We start from the raw sequence: 8,533 nt of genomic DNA, 5'->3' as shown, positions 1-8,533 counted from the left end.
AAAGAAGAGCAGCTAAGACACTGAGAACAAACATAGGATGTGAAGTATGAAAGAGAGTAGGACTCAACAAGCTAAATCGGGTGAGGGAGAAACATTTAAAACATAAAAAACCCCCATACAAAGAGTATGAGGGTTTATGTGGAGAATATCGGAGTCGAACCGATGACCTCTTGCATGCCATGCAAGCGCTCTAGCCAGCTGAGCTAATCCCCCGTTAAGTGATGCAAAATTAGGGCAAATATTTAAGATACAAAACAAAGGAGCAGTTTTTTAAGAAACAAAAAAGGCGGCGCATGTGCGCCGCCTTTTCAGGTATAATAGGTATTAGTTCTTAGTTAAAGATGTAACGAAGACCCAGCTGGCCCTGCCATCTTGAAGCGAACTGAGACACGTTATACGCTCTGCTGTTCGGGTTGTAAGTGAATCTTGGAGTACCATTAGCTTCTCTTCCAGCGAAACGTATGATCTCGTTAGCAGAGTTGCTTACGAAATACTGACGTCCCCAATCCTTGTTGATTAGGTTACCAACGTTAAACACGTCGAAAGTCACTTGAAAAGTATGTCTTTTTTCGCCAGTGTTCACGTAGAAGTCTTGAAGTAAACGTAAGTCAATCTGGTGTGTCCAAGGCAAACGAGCGCCGTTACGTTCTGCGTACTGGCCACGACGTGAGTTCAAATACTCGTCACCTGCTATGAAAGCATCAAGTGCTGCCCACTGCTCATCTTGATCAGGTCCTCCTTCAACTGGCACCAGATTTATCTCGTCACGAGTACGTGGTATATAAAGTAAGTCGTTGCCAAAATTACCATCATTGTTAAGGTCCTGTGCATACAGGTAAGTAAATGGAAGACCAGACTGTCCTTCGTAGAATAAAGAGAAGGAGGTGGCAAAGTTGTTCGCGTAACGGAAAGTATAACCTGTAGTTCCAACTATTCTATGACGAACATCGAATCTAGAATACTCAAGAGCAGGATCGTTAGGATTGTTAACAACCTGGTTATACTCCCAGTTAGAAAGTGCAGTAGAACTTGTGCCGCTATTCACATCTTTCGCTTTACCATAAGTATAAGCTACTGAAGAATTTAACCCATTTGTAAAGTTCTTACGCAACTGACCTGTAACGCTATAACGGTAACCCTGGTTTGTGTTGTCCAGTAAGATTACACTTGTATAATCACCGTTTACTCTACGGCCAGAAGTTGATGAAGCATATACTTCGCGGTTATCTGCACCTGGAAGTGTACCAACTGGTTCAGTAAGGTTCAGGTTGCTATAAACAACATCATTTAGTGTTTTTGTATAGATACCTTCTACAGTAGCAACGATCTCACCTGGAAGAGTATAATCAACTGCTAAGTTGTTTCTCCATACCTGTGGAAGTTTAAAGTCTTCAGAAACAACGTTTACCTCAACAGTTCTTACCGCAGTACCAGCATTACGTTGTTCATCAATGCTAGTAACAAAAGCACTAGGGTTACGCTGATCAACAGTTCCTAAAATAGTACCTGTGTTTGTAAACTGGTTAGATAACCACACAAATGGAACACGACCAGTAAATATACCTGTACCACCACGAACTTGTATAGAACGGTCTTCCGTTGGAGTATAGTTAAATCCGAAACGTGGAGCCCAAAGGATAGTACCACCTGGTGTACGGTCTGTTCTTAAACCAGGATAAAGAGCCTGGAAGTCATTCTCGAATTTTTCGTTACGTGCTGGTGTATCTGGGAAAACTGGAAGGTCTGCACGCAAGCCGAGGGTTAAAGTTAGTTTCTCTGATGCTGTATACTCATCCTGTACGTAGAAGCCAAGCTGCATGGCATTAAATTCGGCAGCTGGTAGTGGGTTATTAGAATCTAAAGAATAAGTTGCTCTTACACGGCTTACTCTACCAGCTTCGAAGTCAGATATACTGTTGAAGTCCCAACGTCCGTTGTAGTTATTGATAAACAGGTTACGGAATTTGAAAAATTCGTTGTGTGTTCCAACTGTGAAGTTGTGGTTACCTAAATGATAAGTTAGATTGTCTGTGAATTCAAAGATATCCTGATCAAGTTCGTTTGCAGCTGATGAACGCTGAGAACCGAATTCAAAAGTTCCAACTGCATCATAAATGGTTACCTGTGGGAACAAAGCACCTGCTGTCTCTCTGTCTTCTCTTATGCGAGAATAACCTAAGATCAGGTTATTAGCTAAATTATTACCAAAACGGCTATTTAATTCTGCTACAGAGCTGTTTGTTGTGCTATTGAATTGGTAAGCATTATTTCCAAAGCGAACAAAGTCACGGCTTCTTGATATGTTGTCATCGAAAGCGTCAACAAAGTTGTGACGGATGGTGAATTGATGGTTGTTATTGATGTTCCAGTCTAAACGAGCAAAAACTTTATTGCTTTCAGTTCTTCTATCGATAGCTCCGAACGAACCTACATCATAACCATAAGTAGTGCGTACGAAATCAGCAAGACCTTGAGCAGTTTCTGCTGGTATTTGAGATTCAGCTGATCCTGGAGCAAAACGAACTGGCTCAGAGATTCTGGTTGCATCAACGTTCAGGAAGAAGAAAAGCTTATCGCGCAAGATAGGGCCACCAACACGAGCACCGTACTGATAGTTTGTGAACTCATCTGCTCTTTCTCTTGGGCCTTCAACTGCCTTACCTATTGTTTTCTCGTTACGTCCGAAAGCATAAGCAGAACCAGTGAAGTTGTTTGAACCAGAACGAGTTACAGCGTTGATACCACCGCCAGTAAAGTTACCCATCTTAACATCGTAAGGAGCAACTACTACCTGGATTTCCTGAATCGCATCCAGAGAGATTGGCTGTGTACCAGCTGAACCACCTGGTGTTCCACTGCCAGAAAGACCGAATACGTCATTATTCACGGCACCGTCAATAGTGATGTTGTTGTAACGGTTGTTAGAACCACCTATTGAGTTGCCTGATGCCTGTGGTGTTAAACGAGTGAAATCCTGAAGGCTTCTGCTCAAAGTAGGAAGGTTTTCAATCTGCTCACGTGATACGTTGGTTGCAGCACCTGTACGGTCTTTGTTGAAGACATCGTCTCTCTGACCTACTACTTGCACCTCACCTAGTTGCTGGTTGCTTTCACTAACATTGAAATCAACACGGGCAGTTTGACCCAGGTTAAGTACTACATTCTCAACCCTCTGCTCCTGGTAACCTACAAAAGAAGTTCTTACAGTGTAAGGGCCGCCAACTCGCATGTTTTGGATCGTGAATCGTCCTTCTGTGTTGGTAACAGTTACATACTGTGTGTTAGTTGGTTGGTGTACTGCAATTACCGTAGCACCCGGTAATTCTAATCCACTTCGATCTTTTACCACACCACTTATTGCTGCTGTGGTTGAACCTTGTGCCCACGTTAACTGCATTGGTAGCAGCATAACTAAACACAAAATTACACTTTTGTAAATAGCTCTCATAAATACGTTTAATTGATTTTTTTACAAAAGTATTCATAAAGAATTTAAAACCGCCCATCCTATTGTTAATAAAATGTTAAGCAGGAGAATTTACTTATAATATGTGTGACTAAAAAGCTATTAGTAAAGGGTTTATGATTAAATTGAAGGCCTTACGGCTTTTATAAAAATTCGTTGGTAATGGTCTGAGTATAAGTTGTTCTCGATAACTCCCAGACTAGTTGAAGCGTGTATGAATTTAACCTCTTTATCGCTGATAACCTCTGTTACCATACCGACATGGGTTACTTCACGGCTAAATCTATTTGCACCAAAAAATACCAAATCGCCCTCTTTTAAGTGCTTTAACTTAACTTCTTTCCCAAATCTGCTTTGTTCATCGGAAGTGCGAGGCAGCGTAACATTTATACTTTCAAAAGAGGTGCAAAGCAGCCCAGAGCAATCCATTCCAACACGTGTGGTGCCTCCCCATCTATAGGGTGTGCCAGTGTAAGAACGTGCCGTTTTGATAACGGTAGCCACATTCTGCTCCATATTGCGAGGGTTGCGTATGCGCGTTTTGCTGGTGCGGTCTTTCGAAGCGAGTGTTTCAGAGGCCCTGCCGCCATTCTTGTTAGCTCTACGAGCCTGCCTTTTTGCCGCTGCTATCTCCCTAGCAGATCTGTATGTTTCGCCCCGTTTGCTAAAGGTAGGCTGAGAGGACTGGCAGGAGGCCATCAGGATAAGAAAAAAGATAAATAGTAAGGAGGTAGTAGATAAAGTTTTCAAAGCACTAAAAAGCAAAGTAGTTAAACAAGAGAACCTGATTCCTAAAATTAAGGATAAGGAGCGCATTAAAAAAAGAAATTTAGTTAAATGAGTTCTTCAAGTAGCTAAGCCGTTTTTTGTTTTTGAAGTTAAAATAAAACTGCATATAGCCAATGCCTCCCTATCCTGCGGTTGCGATACAAAACAGTTAACGCATAGAATAATAGAGATATTTTGAGTTTGTGCTGCAAAAATGTAAGCACGGGCATTATAGCTCTGCACTCTGAAAACGGTAAAGAAGCTTTGGGCTGAAAGCGTGGGTTGGGGATGCTAAGAAAGGCTGTGTTGTGAGTAACTGCATTTAGCTTTTGTAGCCTTAAAGAGAATTTGCAACCTTCGTGTTGCCTGAGAAGTTGATCGGACTGCCTAAAAACAAAAACAGACGCAATATGTAGTTAGTGCGCCTGTTTTTATAGATATCAGATTATGTGTCTGCCGTCTTTGTAGCATACCTCTTATCTTTAATTTTTATCTCTTTCCATTCTACTTCCTTTAGAAGAGTTGTCTAGCTTTCTCTTGTCAAGTTCGCACTCCATACCACGCAGGTTATGCCAAGACTGCAACAGGTTTGAGTGTGATTCATTTAATGGCGCTTGTCCTGAATTAAATTGTTGGTTGAAATTATTTTCTTGTGTTTTCATTGCATTCAGTTGTTCTTGAGTTTGAAGATTATTTTCTGTTGATTGTTGAGCCCGAAGTATGGCCTCCTCTAAAGATTTACCTGTTTTCACCCGCTTTTGTTTTGATTATATCTGATATATTATTTCACCTTTTGTTCGCTCTTCTTTTAAGAAGTTAAGCACGTAGCTAGCAACTTCTTCAGAGCTTTCTTCCTGAAGAAAGTGGCCACAGTTCTCGAAAGAAATGACGTAGCACTCATGGAAAAATTTCTTCCAGCACTTCAGTGCATCAACCTCAATTAGCTTATCCTGTTTACCCCAAAGTATTAGAGTAGGAATATCCTGAATGTTTGCACGCTGCTGCCAAAGTTCGTCGTACCACTTAGTTACGCCCACCAGTTCTCGCGCAAACGCTAGCTTTTGCACGCTGTCTTTGGGATTGCCTAAAGCCTTTACATAATGTTGTTTTATAGCCTCTGGCAAATCATGTTCTTCTGAGAAGAGTTCATTCACCAAAGCTTCAGTAGCAATGTTTAGTTTAGCGTGTAAAAATTTTCCGAGGGGGCCTATTAAATACTTGCTTGTGCTGGTAAAAGATTGCTGTTTCGAAAGAGACCAGGTCCAGGAGTTAAGCATCACGATATTCTTTACATTTTCAGGATGCCTGATGGCATATGCTAAACCTATGGGAGCCCCAAAATCGTGCACAAGTAAAACCATGTCTGTCAGTTGCAGGTGCTCCATTAGCTTTTCAAAATTAGCAGCATGTGCACGAGGCTTATAACTAAAGTTTTCCGGTTTATCCGAAAGTCCAAAGCCAAACATATCCATGGCAATGCAGCGGTATTTTTTGCTAAGAATCTTGATTAGGTTGCGATACAAAAATGACCACGAGGGAGTACCGTGTAGCATAAGGATAGGAGTGCCTGTGCCCTCATCTACATAGTGGATTCTTCCTTCTTCTAAATTGAAGTATCTGGATTCAAAGGGATACTCTTCCGTATCTAACCAAGTAGGTTTCATGTGGAAAATTTTGCGTGAACTAACCTTACTATGGTATACTTATCCATAGCGAGCGGGTTGTTAGCAATGCGAAGAAATGAGCCTCTCTAAAGTTAAGTTTTAGTTACCACGGTTTCTAGGTTGGGGAACGGTTGAAGATTAAAGTATATCTTTACAATAGGTATGTGTGGAATAACTGGTGTATATACATTTTCAGAAACAGGGAAGGCAGCAATACAGCGCCTGCAGGCAGCCTGCAATTCTTTGCGGCACCGTGGCCCCGACTCCGACGGTATCTATACGCACGGGGCGGTGGGACTTGCGCACAGAAGGTTGTCTGTGATAGCTCCTACAGCCGACGCTAACCAACCTTTTGCAGATAGTAGTGGCCGTTATACCATTATATTCAACGGTGAAATTTTTAACTATAAAGCCTTAGCAGCTACGTTACAGGCAAAGGGGGGAAGCTTACGCACTGGCTCAGACACAGAGGTAGTGCTTCAGCTTTACATTCTTGAGGGACAGGAATTTTTGAAACGCTTACACGGGTTCTTTGCATTTGCTGTATATGATGCAGCCGAAGATACATTGTTTTTGGCTCGCGACAGGTTTGGCGAAAAGCCGCTGCTATACTATAAAGATGTCGATAAGTTTGTTTTTGGCTCTGAACTTACAGCTCTTTTAGAGTTAGGAGTGCCGCGGGAACTAGACTACACTTCACTGTATCAGTATTTGCAGCTAACTTATGTGCCCGCTCCTGCTTCCATGATAAAGGGAGTGAAGAAACTGCTTCCTGGTCATTCGCTTTTCATAAAGCGTGGCAAAGTAAAGGAAGCTGTATGGTATAAATTACCTTTCGACGCAGAGAAAGCTGCTCAAAACCCGCTCACTTACAAGCAGCAACAGGTTAAGCTGCGGCAGTTAATGGAAAATGCTGTTTCAGAAAGATTGGTTGCCGATGTGCCTGTGGGGGCTTTTTTAAGTGGAGGTATAGACTCTTCGGTAGTGGTGGCGTTAGCTGCAAGGCAACACCCAGACCTGCAGACCTTTTCCGTTGGGTTTCCAGATCAACCTTTTTTCGATGAAACCCGTTATGCACGTCTTGTTGCTCAGAAGTACAAAACAAACCACACGGAATTGCTCCTGACAAACCAGGATCTTAATGGGCATTTAACCTCTATGCTAAGCAACATGAGTGAGCCCTTCGCAGATTCATCTGCACTTGCTGTTTATGCTTTAAGTCAGCATGCCAGCCAAAAGGTGAAAGTGGCATTGTCTGGGGATGGAGCGGATGAGCTTTTTGGAGGGTATAATAAGCACAGAGCTGAGTATAAATTTCTTAATGGAGGCGCAGCTGTTGATTTGGTAAAGGGACTCAGCTTTTTGTGGGATGTATTGCCAAAATCCAGACATGCGAATGTCTCAAATAAAGTTAGGCTCCTGCAGCGGTTTGCAGCAGGAGCAAGATTATCTGCAAAAGATAGGTATTGGTACTGGGCAACATGGCAGCAAGAAAACGAAGCGCTGGCCCTTCTAAAGCCTATTTTCAGAGAAGCTGCGGCAAGCAGATTTTATGAAGCTCGAAAAAAACGTATTTTAGATGGCATAGATGGCAACCTATATAGTTTGAGTAACGTATTTTGGGCGGACTGGCAGTTAGTTCTGGCAAATGATATGCTCACTAAGATTGATTTAATGGGCATGGCTAACGGTTTGGAAATCAGAAGCCCTTTTTTAGATCATAGAGTTGTGAAATTTGCTTTTTCGCTACCTGAAGTCTCAAAAATTGATGCCTCCTTACAAAAAAAGATCTTAGTCGAAACTTTTAATCCTTTGCTACCGCCAGAGTTGCTGAAGCGGCCCAAGAAAGGTTTTGAAATCCCTCTTCAGTCCTTTTTAAAGACTGAAGGACGAAGCTTAATAGATGAGCACTTATCTGATAAGTTTATCGAAGCACAAGGGATTTTTAATCTAAAAGAAGTTAAGAAAACAAAAAACTTATTTAGTTCGAATAATGCTGCCCCAGTTCAAACAAAGCTATGGACACTCTTGGTTTTTCAGGATTGGTGGAAACGTACCATGTAGCGTAATTGGAATATTTTAAGAAAATAAGCTACTAAATTTGTCGAAATCAGAAAAGAATAATTAATTTTATCACTTCATTAAACATTAGAATTATGAGAATAGCTGTAGTTGGAACCGGATACGTCGGCTTAGTGACAGGTACCTGTTTTGCCGAGGTAGGTATAGATGTTACCTGTATCGACGTTGATACGAAAAAGATCGAGAACCTGAAGAATGGGATTCTTCCCATCTATGAACCAGGTCTTGAGGAGATGGTGGAGCGCAATTCGCAGAAGGAGCGCCTTTCCTTCTCCACCGATCTGGCATCNATGAACAACTATATTGTGGTGGTGACCAAGAGCACGGTACCAGTGGGCACGGCCAATAAGGTGCGCATGGCCATAGAGGCCGAGCTGGAGGCGCGCGGCGTGGACATCCCGTTTGAGGTTGCCTCTAACCCAGAGTTCCTGAAGGAGGGAGCGGCCATAGACGACTTCCTGAAGCCAGACCGCATCGTGGTTGGAGTTGCCTCCGAGAGAGCCGAGGACGTGATGAAGAAGCTCTACAAGCCCTTCCTAATGAACGGCCACCC

At 42.4% G+C, this 8,533-nt stretch carries 6 protein-coding genes and 1 tRNA gene; 2 read left to right on the top strand and 5 right to left on the bottom strand.

Going from position 1 to position 8,533, the window contains the following annotated elements:
* Nucleotides 1–139: 139 nt before the first annotated feature.
* From LN893_RS19845 to LN893_RS19825, 5 genes are all read right to left on the bottom strand, one after another.
* A tRNA-Ala gene (locus LN893_RS19845) sits at nt 140–213 on the bottom strand.
* A 118-nt stretch (nt 214–331) separates the two neighbouring features.
* Complete coding sequence (locus LN893_RS19840) at nt 332–3,397, bottom strand: TonB-dependent receptor (protein ID WP_229973104.1); 3,066 nt, start codon at nt 3,395–3,397, stop codon at nt 332–334.
* Between the two features lie 189 nt (nt 3,398–3,586).
* On the bottom strand, nt 3,587–4,216 hold the full coding sequence (locus tag LN893_RS19835; protein ID WP_229973102.1) for a C40 family peptidase: 630 nt from the start codon (nt 4,214–4,216) through the stop codon (nt 3,587–3,589).
* A 500-nt stretch (nt 4,217–4,716) separates the two neighbouring features.
* Nucleotides 4,717–4,986 (bottom strand): hypothetical protein, encoded by a 270-nt coding sequence (locus LN893_RS19830; RefSeq protein ID WP_229973100.1) that lies wholly within the window; start codon nt 4,984–4,986, stop codon nt 4,717–4,719.
* A 15-nt stretch (nt 4,987–5,001) separates the two neighbouring features.
* A complete protein-coding gene (locus LN893_RS19825) occupies nt 5,002–5,898 on the bottom strand; it encodes an alpha/beta fold hydrolase (protein ID WP_229973098.1) in 897 nt (298 codons plus the stop codon).
* 162 nt (nt 5,899–6,060) lie between these two features.
* Here LN893_RS19825 and asnB point away from each other — a divergent pair, with 162 nt between their 5' ends.
* Both asnB and LN893_RS19815 read left to right on the top strand, forming a co-directional pair.
* Nucleotides 6,061–7,962, top strand: a complete 1,902-nt coding sequence (gene asnB, locus LN893_RS19820) for an asparagine synthase (glutamine-hydrolyzing) (protein ID WP_229973096.1) — start codon at nt 6,061–6,063, stop codon at nt 7,960–7,962.
* Nucleotides 7,963–8,054: 92 nt separating this feature from the next.
* Nucleotides 8,055–8,533: 3-hydroxyacyl-CoA dehydrogenase NAD-binding domain-containing protein (locus LN893_RS19815; protein WP_229973095.1), on the top strand; the 479-nt coding region annotated here is incomplete at its 3' end.

The organism is Pontibacter harenae (assembly GCF_020907245.1).
GTDB lineage: Bacteria > Bacteroidota > Bacteroidia > Cytophagales > Hymenobacteraceae > Pontibacter > Pontibacter harenae.
This window is presented reverse-complemented; position numbering and strand designations above follow the sequence as displayed.

Coding starts and splice junctions, on each gene's coding strand:
- LN893_RS19825 (WP_229973098.1), bottom strand. CDS start 5,898: ATGAAACCTACTTGGTTAGATACGGAAGAGTATCCCTTTGAATCCAGA.
- asnB (WP_229973096.1), top strand. CDS start 6,061: ATGTGTGGAATAACTGGTGTATATACATTTTCAGAAACAGGGAAGGCA.
- LN893_RS19840 (WP_229973104.1), bottom strand. CDS start 3,397: ATGCAGTTAACGTGGGCACAAGGTTCAACCACAGCAGCAATAAGTGGT.